This window comes from Gillisia sp. JM1 (assembly GCF_000424645.1).
In the GTDB taxonomy this organism is placed as follows: domain Bacteria; phylum Bacteroidota; class Bacteroidia; order Flavobacteriales; family Flavobacteriaceae; genus Gillisia.
The window spans coordinates 888,110-909,178 of sequence record NZ_KE384219.1; the positions used below are offsets into that span (position 1 = coordinate 888,110).

A 21,069-nucleotide genomic window follows, 5' to 3' on the forward strand; every position below is an offset into this window, starting at 1 on the left:
TTAGTATCTGTAAGTTATTCGAGCCTTAGATAAATCGTAAGGACTCATTTCTAATTTCACTTTATCACCGGGAAGTAATTTAATATAATGCATACGCATTTTTCCCGAAATATGAGCGGTCACTACGTGTCCGTTCTCAAGTTCCACACGAAACATAGCATTTGATAATGCTTCTATAATTGTTCCGTCTTGTTCTATTGCTGATTGCTTTGCCATAGTTATGCTACTGCTTTTCTATTTTTTCCGGTTTTCATCAAACCATCATAATGTCTATTTAACAAGTACGAATTAACTTGTTGCATAGTATCAATCGCAACCCCCACCATAATTAATAGAGAGGTACCTCCAAAGAACAATGCCCATCCCTGTTGTACACCCAACAGTTGATACACTATAGCAGGGAACACTGCTATAAGAGCGAGGAAAATTGAACCCGGAAGGGTTATCTGAGACATGATTCTATCTAAGTACTCTGCTGTGTCTCCACCTGGACGAATTCCAGGAATAAATCCACCGCTTCTCTTAAGATCATCTGCCATTTTATTAGTAGGTACTGTAATTGCCGTATAAAAGTATGTGAATACTATGATTAACAAGGCAAATACTAAGTTGTACCAAAAACCAAATATATCGCTAAACGCAGCTGCTACTCCTTGCGAAGTCTCTCCATCAGAAAGTCCCGCAACCGCAGCCGGTATAAACATTATTGCTTGAGCAAAGATAATAGGCATTACTCCAGAAGCATTTAATTTAAGTGGAATGTACTGTCTTGATCCAAATACATTCTTCTCATATCCTCCAGATGCCGTTCTTCGCGCATACTGTACCGCTATTTGCCGGACCGCCATCACTAACATGATACAGGCCATTATAATAGCGAACCAGATTACCAATTCTATAAGGATCATAACTAATCCACCATTAGACTCAAACACTCTGGAAGCGAATTCCTGAATAAAAGCCTGAGGCAATGTTGCTATAATACCAACCATAATTAATAAGGAAATACCATTCCCTATTCCTTTATCGGTAATTTTTTCACCCAACCACATTGCAAATATAGTTCCTGTAGTAAGAATTATTACTGAGGATGCAACGAAAGTAACAGTATTACCCAACAAAAAGGCACTTTGAGGTAAGGTAGCAAACAAGTTATAGATATAACCAGGACCTTGAACCAAGGTAATAGCTATAGTTAACCATCTTGTTATTTGGTTAATCCTTCTTCTTCCACTTTCTCCTTCTTTCTGAAGTTTCTGTAAATAAGGAACCGCAATACCCATTAACTGCACCACAATGGAAGCAGAAATGTAAGGCATAATCCCTAATGCAAAAACGGAAGCGTTAGAAAAAGCACCACCTGTAAACGCATTAAGCAGACCCAAAAGTCCACTTTCAGTTTGACTAGCTAGGTTAGATAACTGTGAAGCATCTATCCCAGGAAGTACAACCTGCGCACCAAAACGGTATACCAATAACAAACCAAGGGTCACTAAAATTCTATTTTTTAGCTCCTCAATTTTCCAAATATTTTTTATAGTATTGATAAATTTCATAGTATATCTATTATAAATTAACTACTTCTCCTCCGGCAGCTTCGATAGCTTCCTTGGCTGAGGCAGTAAATTTATGAACAGATATTTTCAATGTTGCTTTTAATTCCCCTCTACCTAATATCTTTACTAATTCGTTTTTACGAGCCAGTCCGTTTTCTACTAAAACTTGCATATCAACGGTGTCTTTAATACGTCCGTTATCTACAAGTCCCTGAAGTGTATCAAGGTTGATCCCTTGATAATCTTTACGGTTAATGTTGGTAAAACCAAATTTAGGCACTCTTCGTTGAAGTGGCATTTGCCCTCCTTCAAAACCTATCTTTCTAGAGTAACCAGAACGAGATTTAGCCCCCTTATGTCCACGGGTGGCTGTTCCTCCTTTACCAGATCCTTCTCCTCTACCTACACGTTTACTGTTATTTTGAACTGAACCTTTTGCAGGTCTTAAGTTACTTAAATCCATGTGAGTTTATTATTTTGTTTCCGCTACAGAAACTAAGTGTTGAACTTTATTTACCATACCAAGGATGTTTGGTGTGTTCTCGTGCTCTACAACTTGGTTAAGTCTTCTTAAACCAAGTGCTTCTAAAGTACGTTTCTGGTTTGCAGTACGTTTAATCGCACTTTTAACCTGCTTTACATATATCTTTGCCATCTTGTCCTTGTATTATCCTTTAAAAACTTTGTCTAATGTAATACCACGTTGTTTTGCTACAGTTTGAGCACTACGCAATTGCAATAGGGCATCAAAAGTTGCTTTAACAACATTATGCGGGTTTGAAGATCCTTGGTTTTTTGAAAGTACATCATGTACACCAACAGCCTCCAATACGGCACGAATTGCACCACCAGCTATTACTCCGGTACCTGTTGCAGCAGGGATCAATAAAACCCTTGCTCCACCATATTTACCTTTTTGCTCATGAGGAATAGATCCTTTATAAATAGGAATTCTTACCAAATTCTTTTTGGCATCCTCTATAGATTTTGCGATTGCACTAGCAACGTCTTTAGATTTTCCTAAACCTTGACCCACTACTCCATTCTCATCACCTACAACTACAATAGCAGAAAAACCAAATGCTCTACCACCTTTTGTAACTTTTGTAACACGTTGCACACCAACCAAACGATCTTTTAATTCAAGACCTGCTGGTTTTACAAGTTCTACATTTTTATAATCTTGATACATATCTTATTAGAATTTTAGTCCTCCTTCACGAGCACCATCTGCCAATGATTTAACTCTTCCGTGATATAAATAACCACCTCTATCAAAAGAGATCGAATCTATTCCGGCCTTTAACGCTTTTTCTGCTATAGCTTTACCAACTAAGGCTGCTTTATCTAATTTATTACTGTCAGATGCAGTTACGTCTTTATCTCTAGAAGAAGCAGCAACCAAAGTTTTGCCTTTAACATCGTCTACTATTTGAGCATAAATTTCTTTATTACTTCTAAATATAGCCAGTCTTGGGCGACTTTCGGTTCCCGTAATATTTTTACGGATACTCTTCTTAATCTTTGTTCTTCTTGCTTGTTTTGAAAATGCCATATCTACACTTTATTAAGCTGATTTACCAGCTTTTCTTCTTAATTGTTCTCCTACAAACTTAATTCCTTTTCCTTTATACGGCTCTGGAGCACGGAAAGAACGGATTTTAGCTGCTATTTGACCAACCAATTGTTTATCATGAGAAGACAATTTCACGATTGGGTTTTTACCTTTATCTGAAACAGTCTCTACCTTCACCTCTGGTGCTAGTTCAAAAACAATATTATGAGAGAATCCAAGAGCTAGTTCTAATTTTTGTCCTTGGCTGGAAGCACGATAACCTACTCCTACCAATTCCAATTGTTTAGTATACCCTTTAGATACTCCTTCAATCATATTATTTACCAAAGCTCGGTAAAGTCCGTGCTTTGCTTTTTGGTCCTTCTTATCTGAAGAGCGCTCAAAAGTAATCAAATCATCTTCAATTTTCACATCGATGTCTTTAATTTCTTGAGTTAATTCTCCCAATTTTCCTTTTACCGTCACAAACCCTTCATTCAGGCTAACTGTAACGCCTTCTGGGATAGTGATTGGGTTTTTACCTATTCTTGACATTTCTTAAGTCTTTAAGTATTAGTAAACGTAGCATAAAACTTCACCACCAACTTTTTCAGCTTGGGCTTGTCTACCTGTCATTACTCCGTGAGAAGTAGAAACGATAGCAATACCAAGACCGTTTAAGATACGTGGCAATTCATTTGCTCCAGCGTATTTACGTAAACCGGGTTTACTTATTCGTTGAATGTTCTTAATTACCGGATCTTTAGTAAGCTTGTCGTACTTAAGAGCTATCTTGATAGAACCTTGAGCGGTAGTATCTTCAAACTTGTAACTAAGAATATATCCTTGATCGAATAATATTTTAGTGATCTCCTTTTTAAGATTAGATGCTGGTATCTCAACCACTCTGTGGTTTGCTGCTACCGCATTTCTAATTCTTGTTAAATAATCTGCAACTGGATCTGTAGTCATTTTTTCAATTTACGATAACGGTTTTCAGTCCACGATAGCTATCGGGATGAACCTTTCATCAATTTATAATATTACCAACTAGCTTTTCTTACTCCTGGAATTAATCCTTGGTTAGCCATTTCTCTAAACATAACTCGAGAAAGACCAAATTGTCTCATGTATCCTTTAGGTCTTCCTGTTAATTTACAACGGTTGTGTAAACGAACTGGAGAGGCATTTTTTGGAAGTTTTTGTAATCCTTCAAAATCGCCAGCTTCTTTCAAAGCTTTGCGTTTTTCAGCATATTTCTTCACAATTGCTTGTCTCTTCACCTCACGGGCTTTCATTGATTCTTTAGCCATATCTTAATTCTTTTTAAAAGGTAAACCTAGTTCCGTTAGCAATGATTTTGCTTCCTTGTCTGTTGGCGCGGAAGTTACAAAAGTGATATCCATTCCTGAAATTTTATTCACTTTATCAATATCGATCTCCGGGAAAATGATTTGTTCAGTAATACCTAAATTGTAATTACCTCTTCCATCAAATCCTGTAGCTTTAATACCGCTAAAATCACGAACTCTTGGAAGAGCAGATGTGATAAAACGATCTAGGAATTCATACATTCTTTCGCCACGTAAGGTAACTTTTGCCCCAATTGGCATTCCTTTACGCAATTTAAAAGAAGCAACATCCTTTTTAGAAATGGTTGATACCGCTTTTTGACCAGTGATCATTGATAATTCATCAATTGCATGGTCAATAAGTTTCTTATCTGCAACAGCTGCTCCAACTCCACGGCTTAAAACTATCTTTTGTAGTTTTGGAACCTGCATGATGTTAGAGTAACTGAATTCTTCTGTAAGAGAAGACACTACTCTGTCTTTATACTCTTGTTTAAGTCTTGGTACGTATGCCATAACTAAATTACTTCATTTGATTTTTTGGAAAATCTAACCTTCTTACCATCTTCCATTCTATAACCAATACGGGTAGAATCTCCCTTTTTATCGATTAAAGATAAGTTGGATAAATGGATAGGTGCTTCCTTCTTAACTATCCCTCCTTGTGGGTTAGATGCACTTGGCTTCTCATGTTTTGAGACCATATTTACACCTTCCACAATTGCTTTATTTTTATCTCGAAGAATTTTCTGAACTTTTCCTTCTTGACCTTTATGGTCTCCGGCAATAAGTCTAACTGTATCTCCAGATTTTATTTTCAGCTTTGTCATTATTTCAATGTATTAAAGCACCTCTGGTGCTAATGATACAATCTTCATGAATTGTTTATCACGAAGTTCACGTGCTACTGGACCAAATACACGAGTACCGCGCATTTCGCCAGTTGGGTTTAGAAGAACACATGCGTTATCATCAAAACGGATATATGATCCATCTGGTCTACGCACTTCTTTCTTGGTACGAACAACTACTGCCGTTGAAACTGCACCCTTCTTAATGTTTCCATTAGGTGTAGCTTCTTTAACGCTGACAACTATTTTGTCTCCAACAGAAGCGTATCTTCTTTTTGTACCTCCTAATACTCTTATGGTCAAAACTTCTTTTGCCCCGGTATTATCTGCTACTCTTAATCTAGACTCTTGTTGTACCATTTTACTTAGCTCTTTCTATAATTTCTATTAATCTCCAACATTTAGATTTACTCAATGGACGAGTCTCCATTATTTTTACTGTATCTCCAATGTTGCAGTCATTTGTTTCGTCGTGAGCCACGTATTTTTTCGTTTTTAAAACGAATTTACCATACATGGGATGTTTTACCTTTTTAACTTCAGCAACCACAATGGATTTCTGCATTTTGTTACTGGTAACTACACCTATACGCTCTTTTCTTAAATTTCTTTTTTCCATCTTTCAGCAGAATAACACTTATTGTTGTTGTTCTCTTTTAGTTAACTCTGTAGCAATTCTCGCTATAGATTTTCTTACAACTCTTAGTTGTATTGGGTTCTCCAATGGCGAAACTGCGTGAGCCATTTTTAAATCTGAATATGCTTTTCTGGACTTACTAAGTTCTTCTTGTAAATCTACTACAGATGATTCTCTTACTTCTGATTGTTTCATAACTTCTCTTAATTAAGCTTGATAATCTCTAGCTACAATAAACTTAGTTTTCACAGGCAATTTCTGTGCTGCAAGACGCAATGCTTCTTTTGCAACATCATAAGGAACTCCTCCTATTTCAAATAAGATTCTTCCCGGTTTTACAACTGCTGCCCAATATTCTACAGCACCCTTACCTTTACCCATACGTACTTCAAGAGGTTTCTTTGTAATAGGCTTGTCTGGAAATATTTTAATCCATAACGAACCTTCTCTTTTCATAAAACGAGTAGCGGCAATACGAGCTGCTTCTATTTGACGTGCAGTAAGGAAACTTGAGTCCAATGATTTGATCCCGAATGTTCCGTTTGAAAGTCTATGCCCTCTTTGAGAGTTTCCTTTCATACGGCCCTTTTGCATCTTACGATATTTTGTTCTTTTAGGCTGTAACATTTTTGTTTCTTTAAAAAATTACTTTCTACGACGTGGCTTGTTGTTACCTCCTCGTGCTGGTCCGGATTTTCCTCCTGGCTTCTTGGTAGTCATACCAACAAGTGGGGAAAGTTCTCTTTTTCCGTAAACCTCACCTTTCATGATCCATACTTTAACACCAAGCCTACCATAAGTAGTATGTGCCTCAACTAAAGCATAATCAATATCGGCTCTAAAAGTCGACAAAGGAATTCTTCCATCTTTGTAATGTTCTGAACGAGCCATCTCTGCTCCGTTCAAACGACCTGAAATTTGAATTTTAATACCTTCAGCATTCATTCTCATAGCGGCTGCAATAGCCATTTTGATAGCACGACGGTAAGAAATACGATTCTCAATTTGTCTAGCAACACTAGAACCTACTAAGTGAGCATCTAATTCTGGTCTCTTGATTTCAAAGATGTTAATTTGAACGTCTTTGTCAGTAATTTTCTTAAGCTCTTCTTTCAACTTGTCTACCTCTTGTCCACCTTTCCCGATAATGATACCAGGTCTTGCAGTAGTGATAGTAACGGTTACAAGTTTAAGAGTACGCTCGATAATTACTCTGGATACACTCGCTTTTGATAAACGAGCATGGATATACTTTCTAATCTTATCGTCTTCGGCTAATTTATCGCCGTAGTCATTTCCTCCGTACCAGTTGGATTCCCATCCTCTAATGATACCAAGGCGATTCCCGATTGGATTTGTTTTCTGTCCCATACTCTTAGCTTTGTGTATTTTTATTGTCACCAATCACAATTGTAACGTGGTTGGAACGTTTTCTAATTCTGTGTGCGCGACCTTGTGGTGCAGGACGAAGTCTCTTCAACATACTCCCACCGTCTACGCGTATCTCTTTTACAAATAAATCTGCTTCCTCAATGTTAGCATCTTCATTTTTGGCTTGCCAGTTAGCAATAGCAGAAAGAAGTAATTTCTCCAATCTACGTGATGCTTCCTTAGAGCTAAATCTCAACACATGAAGCGCTCTTTCTACTTTTTCACCGCGAACTAAATCTGCAACTAATCGCATTTTTCTTGGCGAAGTAGGGCAGTTATTCAGTTTTGCAAAAGCTACTAGCTTTTTAGCCTCTTTTGTCTGATCTGCTTTTTCTCTTTTACGAACTCCCATAGCTTCAGTTATCTTTTACCTTTATTTTTCGCACCTACGTGACCTCTAAAAGATCTAGTTGGTGAAAATTCTCCTAATTTGTGTCCTACCATATTCTCTGTTACATATACAGGGACAAATTGTTTCCCGTTATGTACAGCGATAGTTTGCCCAACGAAATCTGGAGTTATCATAGAGGCTCTAGACCAAGTCTTGATTACCGTCTTTTTTCCAGCTTCTACATTGGTAGCAACTTTCTTTTCTAACTTATAGTGAACGTAAGGTCCTTTTTTTAATGAACGTGCCATATCTTATTATTTCTTTCTACGTTCTACAATATACTTATTACTCGCTTTTGTCTTAGATCGGGTTCTATAACCTTTAGCAGGTATACCTTTTCTAGAACGTGGGTGACCTCCAGAAGATTTTCCTTCACCACCACCCATTGGGTGATCCACAGGATTCATCACTACTGGTCTTGTTCTTGGTCTTCTACCCAACCATCTGCTTCTACCTGCTTTACCAGATACAATTAACTGATGATCACTATTCGAGATAGCTCCGATAGTAGCCATACAAGTAACTAACACCCTTCTAATTTCTCCTGAAGGAAGTTTGATAGTTGCATACTTACCCTCTTTTGCCACTAACTGAGCAAAAGCACCTGCACTACGAGCCATTACAGCTCCTTGCCCAGGACGTAATTCTATACAAGAAATAACAGTTCCTAACGGCACTGCAGAAAGCGGCATTGCATTTCCAATATTTGGAGCAGCACTATCAGCGTCAGAAACAATGTTCTGATCTACCTGAAGACCATTTTGAGCAATTACATATCTTTTCTCACCATCTTGATAATTCAAAAGAGCGATAAAAGCCGTTCTGTTAGGATCATATTCTATAGACGCAACTGTAGCAGGAACTCCATGCTTGTCACGTTTAAAATCGATAATTCTGTAACGTCTTTTGTGACCACCACCTTTATAGCGCATGGTCATTTTTCCCTGACTGTTTCTACCACCTGACTTTTTAATCGGAGCTATTAAACTCTTCTCCGGCTTATCAGTAGTAATGGCGTCAAAACCATTAACTACTCTAAAACGCTGACCAGGGGTGATTGGTTTTAATTTTCTAACTGACATTCTTTAATCTTAAAGATTACTGTATAAATCAATAGTTTCACCTTCCGCCACCTGTACTAATGCTTTCTTATAAGCACTTGTTTTACCAGTGATCACTCCCGTTTTTGTAAAACGAGATTTACGATCTGGACGGACATTAATTGTGCGAACTTTAGTAACTGAAACTCCATAAGCAGACTCTATTGCGCCTTTAATTTCAATCTTGTTCGCCTTATTATTAACAACGAACGAATAACGGTTATTCAACTCGCTATCTGCTGTCGCTTTTTCTGTAATAATAGGTTTTATTAAGATACTCATATCGTTTATTTACTTAAATTCAACTCAATTCCTTCTAAAGACCCTTCTACAAACACAAGGTTATTTGCGTTTAATATTTTGTAAGTACTTAATTCTGAACTACTTACAACTTCGGTGCCTTTTAAATTGCGTGACGACAAATATACATTTTTATTCGAGTCACCCAACACTATAAGAGATTTTTTCTTATCTACACCCAAACCTTTTAAAACATCTATGAAGTTTTTAGTTTTTGGAGTGTCAAATTGAAAATCTTCCACTATGATAATTGCTTTATCATTTGCCTTAATAGAAAGAGCAGATTTTCTTGCTAATCTCTTTAAGTTCTTGTTCAATTTAAAACCATAGTTTCTAGGGCGTGGTCCAAACATACGTCCTCCACCTCTAAAAATACCAGATTTTATACTACCAGCACGAGCTGTACCAGTACCTTTTTGTTTTTTAATCTTACGTGTACTTCCTGTAATTTCCGCACGCTCTTTAGCTTTGTGCGTTCCTTGACGTTGATTAGCCAAGTATTGTTTTACATCAAGATATACAGCATGATTGTTAGGCTCTATTCCGAAAACAGAATCTGAAAGGTTCACCTTTCTTCCTGTTTCTTTTCCTTTAATATCTACAACTGCTATTTCCATTACTTCTGAATGATTACATATGAGTTATTATGACCAGGAACACATCCTTTTACCACAAGTAGATTTTTATCTGCAACTACTTTTAAAACTCTTAAGTTTTCTAATTTAACTGTGTCACCACCCATACGGCCAGCCATACGCATTCCCTTAAATACTCTTGCAGGATATGACGCAGCACCAATCGATCCAGGGGCTCTTAAACGGTTATGTTGACCGTGAGTAGCTTGTCCTACTCCGGCAAATCCGTGTCTCTTTACTACACCTTGAAAACCTTTACCTTTGCTTGTTCCTGAAATATCCACGAACTCACCTTCAGTAAAATGTTCTACAGTGATACTATCACCTAATTTGTGATCCCCATCAAAACCTTTAAATTCAACGACTTTACGCATTGCTGCTACACCGGCTTTTTTAGCATGCCCAGTGGCAGCTTTGTTAGCGGTCTTTTTGTCATCGAAACCTAATTGAAGAGCTTCATACCCGTCAACTTCTTTGGTTCTGACTTGGGTAATTACGCAAGGACCAGCTTGTATAACGGTACAAGGAATATTCTTCCCGTTCTCGTCAAAAATGCTAGTCATGCCTATTTTTTTTCCTATTAACCCAGACATAATTAATTATTGATTAAATTAAAATTATTTATTTAAAAATATTCAGGACTGAAAATACTTCCAATCCTGAATGTATTTTTCCGTTTTTCCCTCGACAACTGCTCAGGACATGTAATTGAAAGTATTAACTTTCATAATATCCCGAATAAATTCGGGATGGATATTTCTAGCCTTTTGTTTCACTTAAGCTCACAAAAGCCAAGAATTATCACACTTTAATCTCTACTTCTACTCCGCTTGGTAATTCCAATTTCATTAAAGCATCAATAGTCTTAGATGATGAACTATATATGTCCAACAATCTTTTATAAGAGCTTAACTGAAACTGCTCACGCGCTTTTTTGTTAACGTGTGGAGAACGTAATACTGTAAAGATTTTTTTGTGTGTTGGTAATGGGATTGGTCCCGTTACTACAGCACCCGTAGTTTTTACGGTTTTTACGATTTTCTCTGCAGACTTATCCACTAAGTTATGATCGTAAGATTTAAGTTTTATTCTGATTTTTTGACTCATATCCCTATTATTAATCGTTTGTACCTTTAGCTGCTTTTATAACTGCTTCAGAAATATTTGCTGGAGTTTCAGCATAATGAGCAAATTCCATAGTAGAGGTTGCTCTACCTGAAGACAATGTTCTTAATGTTGTAACGTAACCAAACATTTCAGAAAGAGGCACTTCAGCTTTAATAACTTTTGCACCAGATCTATCTGACATATCGTTTACTTGACCTCTTCTTCTGTTAAGATCACCTACGATATCTCCCATGTTTTCTTCCGGAGTTACAACTTCTACTTTCATTATTGGTTCAAGAATAACAGCACCTGCTTTTTTAGCAGCCACTTTATAACCCATTCTTGCAGCCAATTCGAAAGAAAGTTGATCGGAATCTACAGGGTGAAAAGACCCATCTTTCAATATAACTTTTAAAGAATCCATTTTGAAACCCGCTAAAGGACCAGCCTTCATAGCTTCTCTAAATCCTTTTTCCACAGATGGAATAAATTCTTTAGGAATACGCCCACCTTTTACAGAGTCGATAAATTGTAGACCTGGACCTTTAAAATCCTCATCTGCCGGAGACATCTCAAATACGATATCACCAAATTTACCACGACCACCAGATTGCTTCTTATAAATTTCTCTATGATCTGCACTTTTCGTGATAGTCTCTTTATACTCAACTTGAGGCTGACCTTCGTTAACCTCGACCTTGAATTCTCTTTTTAATCTATCTACTAGAATCTCCAAGTGTAATTCTCCCATTCCTGAGATAATAGTTTGTCCTGAAACTTCATCTGTTTTAACCTGGAAAGTTGGATCTTCTTCAGCTAATTTAGCTAAAGCCATTCCCATCTTATCCACATCAGCCTTTGTCTTCGGCTCTACAGCGATACCAATTACCGGTGCAGGGAAATCCATAGATTCCAATGTAATAGGATTCTTCTCATCTGTAAGCGTATCTCCCGTTTTAATATCTTTAAAACCAACGGCCGCTCCAATATCTCCAGCTTCAATCCTATCTATAGGCTCTTGTTTATTAGAGTGCATCTGGTAAATACGTGAAATACGTTCTTTCTTACCAGAACGGTTATTCAATACGTAAGAACCTGCATCCAATGCTCCGGAGTATACTCTAAAGAAAGCTAAACGTCCTACAAAAGGATCTGTAGCAATTTTAAATGCTAAAGCAGAGAAAGGCGAATCCACATTTGGTTTACGACTCTCTGGTTCTTCAGTATCGGGATTAACACCTATGATAGCTTCTACATCTACAGGAGAAGGCAAGTAGCGCATTACTCCATCCAACATTGCCTGAACACCTTTATTTTTAAAAGCAGAACCACACATCATTGGGATGATAGACATATCTATAGTTGCAGCTCTTAAAGCAGCGATAATCTCATCTTCAGTAATAGAATTTTCATCCTCAAAGAATTTCTCCATTAAAGCTTCATCGTAATCAGCAACTGCCTCTACTAATAAAGTTCTATACTTATTAACATCCTCCATCAATTCCTCTGGAATATCTATAATCTCATAGGTCATTCCATAATCATCTTGATTCCAAATAATTGCTTTTTTGGAAATCAAATCAACTACACCTCTAAAATCATCTTCTTCACCAATTGGAATCTGCAAAGGCACTGGGTTTCCACCCAACATTGACCTTACCTGATCGCAAACATTAAAGAAGTCAGATCCCTGACGGTCCATTTTGTTTACAAAACCAATACGAGGAACCTTATATTTATCAGCTTGTCTCCATACAGTCTCAGATTGTGGCTCAACACCATCAACCGCACTGAATAAAGCAACCATACCATCCAATACACGTAAAGAACGCTCTACCTCTACGGTAAAATCTACGTGACCAGGAGTATCTATAATATTTACTGTAAATTCTTGATCTCTGTACATCCACTTACAATGGGTCGCAGCAGAAGTAATTGTAATACCTCTTTCTTGCTCTTGCTCCATCCAGTCCATTGTGGCAGCACCATCGTGCACTTCCCCAATTTTGTGACTTATCCCCGTATAATATAATATACGTTCAGTACAAGTGGTTTTACCGGCATCAATATGCGCAGCAATACCTATGTTTCTTGTGAATTTTAAATCTCTTTGTGCCATTTTTTTAGAATCTAAAGTGAGAGAATGCTTTATTAGCTTCAGCCATCTTATGGGTATCTGTTCTTTTCTTAACAGCAGCACCTTCTTCTTTAGAAGCAGCAATTACCTCTGCAGCTAATCTCTGAGCCATAGATTTCTCATTACGCTTTCTAGAATAAGAGATCAACCATTTCATTGCAGTTGAAACTTTACGATCTGGTCTAATTTGCATAGGGATCTGAAAAGTTGCACCTCCAACACGTCTACTTCTTACCTCCACGTGTGGCATTACATTAGAAAGAGCTTCTTTCCAAACCTCAAGGCCTGTTTTCTCTTCGTCTTGTTTTTTCTCCTCTACGATTGCTATTGCATCATAGAATACTTTGAAAGAAACTGATTTTTTACCATCCCACATCATCATGTTAACAAAACGAGTTACTAACTGATCATTAAATTTTGGATCTGGTAAAAGAGGCCTCTTCTTTGCCTGTCTTTTTCTCATGTCTTTACATTAAAAGTTTTTAATTACTTCTTAGGGCGTTTTGCACCGTACTTAGATCTTCTTTGCGTTCTACCTTCAACACCTGCGGTATCTAAGGCACCACGAACAATGTGATATCTAACTCCTGGCAAATCTTTTACCCTTCCGCCTCTAACCAATACTATCGAGTGCTCTTGTAGATTGTGTCCTTCACCAGGGATGTATGCGTTCACTTCTTTTCCATTAGTTAACCTTACCCTTGCAACTTTACGCATTGCGGAGTTAGGTTTCTTAGGAGTAGTTGTGTAAACACGCGTACAAACACCTCGTCTTTGAGGGCACGAATCTAAAGCAGCCGATTTACTCTTCTTGGTTATTTTGGCTCTTCCTTTTCGTACTAATTGTGAAATTGTTGGCATAATTTCTTTTACACTTATTATTGTTATAAAATTACCTTCCCTACTTTTTAGGGTCTGCAAAGGTATGAATAAAAACTAATTATTCAAATCTTAACTCATTAATTTTCAAGTAGAACTCAATTAAATTATTATTAACACGAAATAGATAATAATAATAAAAGAAACTAGCTATCCTTCAATGCAGTATTTAATATAAAAAAGGGAGGAATACAAAATACTTTGCAAGAAGCTCAAAGGAATTTATTCCAACTATTGACTCAAAATATTCGCAAAAAAGATTTATAACAATTAGTGATTTTTGACATTTTATAAGGCACCGGAACTTATCAAACGCCAAAGCTGTCCTTTGGCTATTAAATTTATAATAAAAAAAGTATAATAGGAAAGAAAAAATAATTTTTAAAAATCTACTTTACTAATTAGAACAAAACAGATCTATTTTTACACCTCAATAAAATTAACAAGATCCTAAGCTCAGTCACCAACCACTAATAGATAGACTATTAAATCATCTGAATATGAATTCCAAGATATATCGACCTATAATTTGGGAATATTTTTTTGGTTAATTAACATATTCTTACCACTTTCGCGGTTGGCTAATTCAAATTAATTAAACAATGAAAGCAAAATTTAGTAGTATTTTAACGCTATTATTAGCGTTCGTTGTGCAAATCACTTTTGCGCAACAACAGTCCGTAACAGGTAATGTTACCGACGAAGATGGGTTACCTCTACCCGGGGTAAACATAATTATTAAGGGCACTTCAACAGGTGTTCAATCAGATTTCGATGGAAACTATGCAATTCAGGCCTCGCAAGGTGATGTGTTGGTGTTTTCGTTTATAGGTCTTGAAAGAACTGAAAAAACAGTTGGAACTTCTAACACTGTTAGTGTTGTAATGAAAGCAGATGCGTCACAGCTAGATGAAGTTGTGGTAACAGCATTAGGTATTAAGAGAGAGAAAAAATCTTTAGGTTATGCTACTCAAGAGGTAGACGGAGCTGAAGTTTCTGATGTTCCAACAACTAACTTTATGAATTCACTTTCTGGTAAGGTAGCTGGTTTGAACATTAAATCTTCAGGGACTATTGGAGGATCTTCAAACGTTATTATTCGTGGTAATGCTTCTTTAACCGGAAACAACCAGGCATTATTTGTAGTAGATGGCACTCCTATAAGTAATGCTACCACGAATACTGATGACCAAAAGAGAGGTAGAGGTGGATATGACTTCGGTAATGCCGCAGCGGACATTAATCCAAACAACATTGCTTCTATCAACGTTTTAAAAGGTGCTGCAGCGACTGCGCTTTATGGCTCAAGAGCTTCAAACGGAGTGGTAATTATCACCACTAAAAGAGGAAGTAAAGGTAAAGGACTTGGAGTTTCTGTAAGTTCAAGCTTGATGCTCTCCAATGCAGACAAAGAAACTTTGCCAAAATACCAAAATGAATACGGTGCAGGTTATGGTCCTTATTATCAATCTGATGATGGTTACTTCAACTTATTTGATGTAGATGGTGATGGAACTTTAGATGAAACCACTCCATTTACAGAAGATGCATCTTTTGGAGCAAAATTTGATCCAAACAGATCGATTTACCAATGGAATTCAATATATCCACAACTAGATAGTTTTCAACAAGCTACTCCCTGGTTGGCAGGAGAACACACTCCAAACGATCTTTGGGGAACAGGTTATACTGCTATCAACTCAGTTGCTTTAGATGGAGGGTCTGAAACAGGATCTTTCAGATTATCCGCAAACAATACCTTGCAAGAAGGAAACCTTCCAAACTCTGAGATCAAAAGAAACACTATTTCTTTAAGTGGAACTCAAGATTTATCTGAAAAATTAACTGCTTCAGCAAATGTTACTTTTACTAAAACAGACGGTAAAGGTAGATATGGAACAGGGTACGATTCAGGAAACCCAATGCAACAATTCAGACAATGGTTTCAAACCAATGTTGATCTATACGAACAAAGGGATGCTTACTTTTCAACACGTGAAAACATCACTTGGAACCCAAATGGTCCTGATAACTTAGCTCCTATTTATTCTGATAACCCATACTGGACAAGATATGAAAATTACGAAACAGATACTCGTAACAGGTATTTTGGAAATTTAGCTCTTGATTATGAAATCAACGATGTTTTTAGTGTTGTAGGTAGATTCTCTTTTGATACATATGATGAATTACAGGAAGAAAGAATAAATGTTGGTAGTGCTGGTGTTGCAAGCTATTCACGTTTTAACAATCGTGTAGCCGAGTATAACTACGACCTGATCCTTAACTTTAATAAGGATATTACCGAAGATCTAAACCTTGACGGTAACATTGGAGCCAACCTAAGAAGAAACTCACAAAACTCCATTCGCGCATCTACCAATGGTGGATTGAACGCTCCTGGGTTTTACGCTTTGAGTAACTCTGCTGGACCATTAGAGCCACCTGTAGAATATGATGCAACTTCTATGATAGATGGGGTTTATATGAGAGCAGGTTTAGGATATTTATCTACTTATTACCTGGAAGGAACTATAAGAAGAGATAGATCTTCTACTTTACCAATAGCAAACAATACCTTCTACTATCCTTCTGTCTCTACAAGTATCATTCTTTCTAATATGATTGATGCACAGTGGTTGAATTTCACCAAGTTAAGAGCAAACTATGCAGAAGTTGGTAGTGATACAAATGCTTATAATGTATTTAACACCTATTCTGTAACTGCTCCTTTTGGAAGTGCAGGATATGCCAGTAACAATTTTCAATTAAACAACGCTAACCTAAAACCAGAACGTTCTAAATCTTACGAGTTTGGTATAGAGTCTGATTTCCTTAACAGAAGAATAGGATTTGATGTTTCTTACTACAACACTCAAACTGAAGACCAAATTACTCCAGTACCAGTTTCTAATGCAACAGGTTTTATTACCAAATTTTTAAATGCCGGTGTTGTTGAAAATAAAGGTTTTGAAGTATTGTTGAGATTAAACCCTATTAAAAGTGAAGATTTCAACTGGAATATGACAGTTAACTGGGCTAAAAATGAAAGCACAGTTCTTGAGTTAACCGATGGTATTGACAATTTACAGTTAGCTTCTCTTCAGGGAGGAATATCTATTAATGCTTCCCCGGGTCAACCTTATGGAGCAATAAGAGGTACAGATTATATTTATGATGATGCAGGCAACCGTGTGGTTAATGCTTCTGGCTACTACGAAAGAACGGCTACAAGTAACAATATCATAGGAAATGTTCAACCAGACTGGACAGGTGGTGTTCAAAATACCTTGAATTACAAAAACCTAAGTTTGAGCTTCCTAATTGATGTTCAAAAAGGTGGAGATATATTTTCGCTTGATACTTGGTATGGTTTTGCTACCGGTCTTTATGATCGTAGTGTTGGTACTAATGAATTAGGAAATCCTATAAGAAATACTATCGCTAATGGTGGTGGTGTTATTTTAGATGGTGTAACTGGAACTGTTACTTTTGATGATAATGGTGACTACGCAGTAACTAATACTGCTCCAAATGAAACTAGAGCAAGAACAGATTATTATGCTAACCCATATGGTTATGCCAGAGATGCAAATAAAGGCCACGTTTACGATGCGTCTTTCGTGAAATTAAGAGAGGCTAGCCTTACTTACAATTTCGGAGAAAAAATGATTGATGCCTTGCCTATAAACAGTGCCTCACTTTCTTTGATAGGTAGAAACCTTTGGATTATTCATAAGAATCTTCCTTATTCTGATCCTGAAGCTGGTTTGAGTTCCGGTAACGTTCAAGGTTACCAGTCTGGTGCTTACCCTGCGATAAGAGAAATTGGAGCAAGTGTGAAAATTAACTTTTAATAAAAAAATAAAATGAAAAAATATTTTTTAACAATTATTGCGCTCGCAACTTTATGGTCCTGCCAGACAGATGAGCGATATGAAAACCTGAATCGGGATCCTAAAAACCCTACACAGGTTAAAGCTGAATTCTTATTTACTGCCGCTACGAACAGCTTGTCAGATCAAATGACAAGTGCAAACGTGAACACGAACGTTTTCAGGTTCTTTGCTCAGTATTTAACAACCACTACGTATTTGGATGAACCAAACTATGTATTAAATCAGCGTAACATTCCTCAAAATCATTCGTCTGAACTTTACAGAGACGTAATTTTTGACCTGCAGAATGCAAAAGCTGTAGTAGAAGCTGACACTGAATTAACTGAAGCTGAAAGAAGTGCCAGATTAGGGCAAATTGAAGTTTTGGAAGTGTATGCTTGGTCTGTTCAGGTAGATACTTTTGGAGATGTTCCTTACACTCAGGCTATAAATGCTGAAGAATTTCCTTCACCAGTTTATGATGATGCAGCTACAATATATGCAGACCTTATTTCAAGGTTGAATGCTGTTGGAACAAATATTCAGGCTGGACAAGGATTCACTGGTGCAGACATTCTTTATAACGGAGACATGGATAAGTGGAATAAATTTGCCAACTCCTTGCAACTGCGTTTAGGAATGAGATTATCTGATGTTAACCCAACATTATCTAAATCTACTGCTGAAGCTGCTATTGCAGGCGGTGTTTTCGAATCTAATGAAGATAATGCTCAACTTGTATATCAAAGCAATCCACCAAGAACGAACCCATTATGGGTAGATTTAGTACAAAGTGGAAGAGCAGATTATTTACCTGCAGCTACTATTGTAGATATAATGAATGATCTAGATGACCCAAGAAGAGCAACTTACTTTTTTAATGAAACTGTAGATGACTATATTGGTGGAGTATATGGAGGAAGTAATAACTATGGGTCATATTCTCATGTTGGAGAGGTTTTCTTAGACCCAACTTTACCAGGAATCCTTTTGGATTATGTTGAAGTAGAGTTTAATCTGACTAAAGCTGCAGATTTAGGCTATACAGGAGCAGGAGTTGCAAGTGCACATTACAATGCAGCAATTACCGCATCTATAGCATACTGGGGTGGTAATGCAGCGGATGCAACGGCATATTTAGCGCAACCGTCAGTAGCCTATGATGGTTCTAACGAACAATTTGCTACTCAATTTTGGATAGCCATGTTTAACAATTCTTTCGAGGGATGGTCTGTTTGGAGAAAATATGATGCTCCAGGGTTTGTTTTACCTGAAGATTCAGGAAACTTTGTACCCTTGAGATATACATATCCTGTTAATGAGCAAAACCTGAATTTTGCTAACTATCAAGCTGCATCTACTGCTATTGGTGGAGATGATCAGCAAACTCCTGTTTTTTGGGATACAACTACCCCAGATCAGTCAACATACCCAGGAGGACCAACAGAGTAATTGAAACACTCTTTATATTATTTTAAAGCTGCCCAATTGGGCAGCTTTTTTTATATGCAAAATTTAAGAAAAACCTATCTTTGCACCTTATTGAAGGCACTACTAAAATTTTTGGGATTAGAACGGTAATGGAGGTAATTCAAAGTGAAAAGAGTATAGATAAGATCTACATTAAGAAAGTACTTAATAATGCTTTATTCCAAAAACGGTTATTATTGATTGGTCAAAAAGGATTTATTATTTCTTAGCTCCTGTCGAAAAACTTCAGAAACTTCCCAAAGGAAACCACCAAGGAGTTGTAGCTAAAAAATCTCGTATAGAATTTCCAGATATGTAAGAAGTTGTACAACGAGTGCTAGAAGATATTAGTGCCACTCCCCTATTCTTGCTTTTAGATCAGATTACCGATGCAAGAAAACTTGGGGCGATCATTAGAACTGCAGAATGTTGTGGAGTCCATGGAATCATCATTCAAGACAAAGGAGGTGCGCTTGTAAATGCCATACTGTAAAGACTTCGGTTGGAGCAGTTTTTAATATCCCAATATGTAAAGTGAATCATATTAAAGATGCTTTTTACAAGGATCTGGTGTGAACGTAGTGGCCGCGACAGAAAAAGCCATCAATCTGTATTTACCAACAGAATTATACAAGCCTGCAGCCTTCTTAGTGGGTAAGTGAAGGAAGAGGGATTAAACCTTCAGTATTAAAGATCGTTAACGATAAAATCAAATTATCAATGTTCGGTAGTATTGGATCCTTAAATTTATCTTTAGCTTGTGTAGCGTTTTTATATAAAATAGTTAGACAACGCCAATGATCTCAACTTCTTATTTCTTCAATAGCTACTTTGCTAACAAATAGGTCAATTCAAAATTATTTAGAAAAAATCCCTATTTCTTTTCACTTTCTATAAACAATCCATCAAGAACCAACCAATTATAGGTTGATGTGTTACAAAGTGGAAGAGCAGATTATTTACCCTCAGCTACCATTGTAGATATAATGAATGATCTAGATGACCCAAGAAGAGCAACTTACTTTTTTAATGAAGCTGTAGATGATTATATTGGTGGAGTATATGGAGGAAGTAATAACTATGGGTCATATTCTCATGTTGGAGAGGTTTTCTTAGACCCAACTTTACCAGGAATCCTTTTGGATTATGTTGAAGTAGAGTTTAATCTGACTAAAGCTGCAGATTTAGGCTATACAGGAGCAGGAGTTGAAAGTGCACATTACAATGCAGCAATTACCGCATCTATAGCATACTGGGGTGGTAATGCAGCGGATGCAACGGCATATTTAGCGCAACCATCAGTAGCCTATGATGGTTCTAACGAACAATTTGCTACTCAAATTTGGATAGCCATGTTTAACAATTCTTTCGAGGGATGGTCTGTTTGGAGAAAATATGATGCTCCAGGGTTTGTTTTACCTGAAGATTCAGGAAACTTTGTACCCTTGAGATATACATATCCTGTTAATGAGCAAAACCTGAATTTTGCTAACTATCAAGCTGCATCTAATGCTATTGGTGGAGATGATCAGCAAACTCCTATTTTTTGGAATGAAAAATAAAAACTAAGCATTATAATTACGCACACTCAATTTTATATTCCAATTCATCCCCAGTCGTTGATATCACAGCCAACTGCACTAATCACAAAGTTTTGCGAAACATCTTGAGTTGTATTTAAATATAGACCAATTATACCTCAAGATTGGTAAGCATCTCCCCAAATTCTTAAAAGGTTCAGAAATTATATTTTAAAAAAATTTGTTTTATAAACATTCTTTCATCAAATT

At 36.9% G+C, this 21,069-nt stretch carries 29 protein-coding genes and 1 pseudogene; 4 read left to right on the top strand and 26 right to left on the bottom strand.

Annotated elements, in window-relative coordinates; translation table 11 throughout:
• The 26 genes from infA to rpsL all read right to left on the bottom strand — a co-directional run bounded on the left by infA (nt 1) and on the right by rpsL (nt 13,913).
• Nucleotides 1-216: a translation initiation factor IF-1 gene (gene infA, locus H033_RS0118445; protein WP_006988529.1), complete on the bottom strand. Its 216-nt coding sequence runs from the start codon at nt 214-216 to the stop codon at nt 1-3.
• Nucleotides 217-218: 2 nt separating this feature from the next.
• Complete coding sequence (gene secY / locus H033_RS0118450; protein WP_026839622.1) at nt 219-1,556, bottom strand: preprotein translocase subunit SecY; 1,338 nt, start codon at nt 1,554-1,556, stop codon at nt 219-221.
• A gap of 10 nt (nt 1,557-1,566) precedes the next feature.
• Nucleotides 1,567-2,019, bottom strand: coding sequence for a 50S ribosomal protein L15 (gene rplO, locus H033_RS0118455; RefSeq protein WP_026839623.1), 453 nt, complete (start codon nt 2,017-2,019; stop codon nt 1,567-1,569).
• 9 nt (nt 2,020-2,028) lie between these two features.
• Complete coding sequence (gene rpmD / locus H033_RS0118460) at nt 2,029-2,211, bottom strand: 50S ribosomal protein L30 (protein WP_026839624.1); 183 nt, start codon at nt 2,209-2,211, stop codon at nt 2,029-2,031.
• A gap of 12 nt (nt 2,212-2,223) precedes the next feature.
• Complete coding sequence (gene rpsE / locus H033_RS0118465) at nt 2,224-2,748, bottom strand: 30S ribosomal protein S5 (RefSeq protein ID WP_026839625.1); 525 nt, start codon at nt 2,746-2,748, stop codon at nt 2,224-2,226.
• Nucleotides 2,749-2,754: 6 nt separating this feature from the next.
• Nucleotides 2,755-3,111 carry a 50S ribosomal protein L18 gene (rplR, locus tag H033_RS0118470; RefSeq protein ID WP_026839626.1) on the bottom strand — a complete coding sequence of 119 codons (357 nt, stop codon included), beginning with the start codon at nt 3,109-3,111 and terminating at the stop codon, nt 2,755-2,757.
• Between the two features lie 12 nt (nt 3,112-3,123).
• Complete coding sequence (gene rplF / locus H033_RS0118475) at nt 3,124-3,666, bottom strand: 50S ribosomal protein L6 (RefSeq protein ID WP_026839627.1); 543 nt, start codon at nt 3,664-3,666, stop codon at nt 3,124-3,126.
• A gap of 18 nt (nt 3,667-3,684) precedes the next feature.
• Nucleotides 3,685-4,083: a 30S ribosomal protein S8 gene (rpsH, locus tag H033_RS0118480; RefSeq protein WP_026839628.1), complete on the bottom strand. Its 399-nt coding sequence runs from the start codon at nt 4,081-4,083 to the stop codon at nt 3,685-3,687.
• Nucleotides 4,084-4,154: 71 nt separating this feature from the next.
• Nucleotides 4,155-4,424, bottom strand: a complete 270-nt coding sequence (gene rpsN / locus H033_RS0118485) for a 30S ribosomal protein S14 (RefSeq protein ID WP_026839629.1) — start codon at nt 4,422-4,424, stop codon at nt 4,155-4,157.
• A gap of 3 nt (nt 4,425-4,427) precedes the next feature.
• On the bottom strand, nt 4,428-4,979 hold the full coding sequence (gene rplE, locus H033_RS0118490; protein ID WP_026839630.1) for a 50S ribosomal protein L5: 552 nt from the start codon (nt 4,977-4,979) through the stop codon (nt 4,428-4,430).
• A 2-nt stretch (nt 4,980-4,981) separates the two neighbouring features.
• Nucleotides 4,982-5,293: a 50S ribosomal protein L24 gene (gene rplX, locus H033_RS0118495; protein WP_026839631.1), complete on the bottom strand. Its 312-nt coding sequence runs from the start codon at nt 5,291-5,293 to the stop codon at nt 4,982-4,984.
• A 12-nt stretch (nt 5,294-5,305) separates the two neighbouring features.
• On the bottom strand, nt 5,306-5,674 hold the full coding sequence (gene rplN, locus H033_RS0118500; RefSeq protein WP_010230087.1) for a 50S ribosomal protein L14: 369 nt from the start codon (nt 5,672-5,674) through the stop codon (nt 5,306-5,308).
• A gap of 1 nt (nt 5,675) precedes the next feature.
• The gene (rpsQ, locus tag H033_RS0118505; RefSeq protein WP_010230090.1) at nt 5,676-5,933 is read right to left on the bottom strand and encodes a 30S ribosomal protein S17; all 258 of its coding nucleotides are present in this window, start codon (nt 5,931-5,933) and stop codon (nt 5,676-5,678) included.
• A gap of 18 nt (nt 5,934-5,951) precedes the next feature.
• A complete protein-coding gene (gene rpmC / locus H033_RS0118510; protein WP_026839632.1) occupies nt 5,952-6,146 on the bottom strand; it encodes a 50S ribosomal protein L29 in 195 nt (64 codons plus the stop codon).
• Nucleotides 6,147-6,158: 12 nt separating this feature from the next.
• Entirely contained in the window at nt 6,159-6,578 is a 420-nt protein-coding gene (gene rplP, locus H033_RS0118515; protein WP_026839633.1) for a 50S ribosomal protein L16, read from the bottom strand.
• 18 nt (nt 6,579-6,596) lie between these two features.
• Entirely contained in the window at nt 6,597-7,322 is a 726-nt protein-coding gene (rpsC, locus tag H033_RS0118520) for a 30S ribosomal protein S3 (protein WP_026839634.1), read from the bottom strand.
• Nucleotides 7,323-7,326: 4 nt separating this feature from the next.
• Nucleotides 7,327-7,734, bottom strand: a complete 408-nt coding sequence (gene rplV, locus H033_RS0118525; RefSeq protein WP_026839635.1) for a 50S ribosomal protein L22 — start codon at nt 7,732-7,734, stop codon at nt 7,327-7,329.
• Between the two features lie 8 nt (nt 7,735-7,742).
• Nucleotides 7,743-8,021 (bottom strand): 30S ribosomal protein S19, encoded by a 279-nt coding sequence (gene rpsS, locus H033_RS0118530; protein WP_026839636.1) that lies wholly within the window; start codon nt 8,019-8,021, stop codon nt 7,743-7,745.
• Between the two features lie 6 nt (nt 8,022-8,027).
• On the bottom strand, nt 8,028-8,855 hold the full coding sequence (gene rplB / locus H033_RS0118535) for a 50S ribosomal protein L2 (RefSeq protein ID WP_026839637.1): 828 nt from the start codon (nt 8,853-8,855) through the stop codon (nt 8,028-8,030).
• 9 nt (nt 8,856-8,864) lie between these two features.
• Nucleotides 8,865-9,155: a 50S ribosomal protein L23 gene (gene rplW / locus H033_RS0118540; RefSeq protein WP_010230108.1), complete on the bottom strand. Its 291-nt coding sequence runs from the start codon at nt 9,153-9,155 to the stop codon at nt 8,865-8,867.
• Nucleotides 9,156-9,160: 5 nt separating this feature from the next.
• The gene (gene rplD / locus H033_RS0118545; RefSeq protein WP_026839638.1) at nt 9,161-9,790 is read right to left on the bottom strand and encodes a 50S ribosomal protein L4; all 630 of its coding nucleotides are present in this window, start codon (nt 9,788-9,790) and stop codon (nt 9,161-9,163) included.
• Nucleotides 9,790-10,401 (bottom strand): 50S ribosomal protein L3, encoded by a 612-nt coding sequence (gene rplC, locus H033_RS0118550; RefSeq protein ID WP_026839639.1) that lies wholly within the window; start codon nt 10,399-10,401, stop codon nt 9,790-9,792. The genes rplD and rplC overlap by 1 nt, the downstream gene beginning before the upstream one ends.
• A gap of 208 nt (nt 10,402-10,609) precedes the next feature.
• Nucleotides 10,610-10,915 (bottom strand): 30S ribosomal protein S10, encoded by a 306-nt coding sequence (rpsJ, locus tag H033_RS0118555; RefSeq protein ID WP_010230113.1) that lies wholly within the window; start codon nt 10,913-10,915, stop codon nt 10,610-10,612.
• 10 nt (nt 10,916-10,925) lie between these two features.
• The gene (fusA, locus tag H033_RS0118560; RefSeq protein ID WP_026839640.1) at nt 10,926-13,034 is read right to left on the bottom strand and encodes an elongation factor G; all 2,109 of its coding nucleotides are present in this window, start codon (nt 13,032-13,034) and stop codon (nt 10,926-10,928) included.
• Between the two features lie 4 nt (nt 13,035-13,038).
• Nucleotides 13,039-13,515, bottom strand: a complete 477-nt coding sequence (rpsG, locus tag H033_RS0118565) for a 30S ribosomal protein S7 (protein WP_026839641.1) — start codon at nt 13,513-13,515, stop codon at nt 13,039-13,041.
• A 23-nt stretch (nt 13,516-13,538) separates the two neighbouring features.
• Nucleotides 13,539-13,913 carry a 30S ribosomal protein S12 gene (gene rpsL, locus H033_RS0118570; RefSeq protein ID WP_010230128.1) on the bottom strand — a complete coding sequence of 125 codons (375 nt, stop codon included), beginning with the start codon at nt 13,911-13,913 and terminating at the stop codon, nt 13,539-13,541.
• Nucleotides 13,914-14,533: 620 nt separating this feature from the next.
• Between rpsL and H033_RS0118575 the strand changes: the two genes are divergently transcribed.
• The 4 genes and pseudogenes from H033_RS0118575 (at nt 14,534) to H033_RS20700 (ending at nt 20,841) form a co-directional block, all read left to right on the top strand.
• A complete protein-coding gene (locus H033_RS0118575) occupies nt 14,534-17,788 on the top strand; it encodes a SusC/RagA family TonB-linked outer membrane protein (protein ID WP_026839642.1) in 3,255 nt (1,084 codons plus the stop codon).
• A gap of 12 nt (nt 17,789-17,800) precedes the next feature.
• Nucleotides 17,801-19,261, top strand: a complete 1,461-nt coding sequence (locus tag H033_RS20690) for a SusD/RagB family nutrient-binding outer membrane lipoprotein (protein ID WP_051228086.1) — start codon at nt 17,801-17,803, stop codon at nt 19,259-19,261.
• Between the two features lie 89 nt (nt 19,262-19,350).
• Nucleotides 19,351-20,080: pseudogene (locus H033_RS20695) on the top strand (TrmH family RNA methyltransferase).
• A 131-nt stretch (nt 20,081-20,211) separates the two neighbouring features.
• Complete coding sequence (locus H033_RS20700) at nt 20,212-20,841, top strand: SusD/RagB family nutrient-binding outer membrane lipoprotein (RefSeq protein WP_155827874.1); 630 nt, start codon at nt 20,212-20,214, stop codon at nt 20,839-20,841.
• Nucleotides 20,842-21,069: the final 228 nt, after the last annotated feature.